The organism is Bremerella sp. JC817, from assembly GCF_040718835.1.
Taxonomy (GTDB): Bacteria; Planctomycetota; Planctomycetia; order Pirellulales; family Pirellulaceae; genus Bremerella.
Genome location: NZ_JBFEFG010000121.1, coordinates 1 through 381, shown reverse-complemented (window position 1 = coordinate 381; position 381 = coordinate 1). Strand labels below are relative to the sequence as shown.

Annotated in this window: 1 pseudogene; it reads left to right on the top strand. The window is 71.9% G+C overall.

Annotated elements, in window-relative coordinates:
- Nucleotides 1-381, top strand: a pseudogene (locus AB1L30_RS00550) (hypothetical protein); the annotation flags it as partial.

The window sequence follows — 381 nt, the reverse complement described above, 5'->3', positions numbered from 1 at the left end:
CCTCTTCCAGGCCAACGGCCACGTCTATCCCGTCGGGCCGACCGAGCGTTACGACCAGCCCCCCATCCTCCTGCGCAACGCCGGCGGGCTACGCTTCGAGGACAGGACCGTTGCGTGGGGCCTCAACCTGGACGAACTCCGCTCCGGTCGCTCCCTCGCCGTGGGCGACCTCGACCTCGACGGCGACCTCGACCTCGTCATGACCACGATCGACGGCCCGCTCCGCGTCCTGATCAACGAGGCTCAGCACCTCGGCCCCTCGGTCACGCTCCGGCTCGTGGGTCCCCCCCCCAACCTCGGCGCCACCGGCGCCATCGCCGAGCTTCGCGCCGGCGAGACCACCTCGGTCGCCACCGTCCGCCACGGCGGCAGCTTCATGGC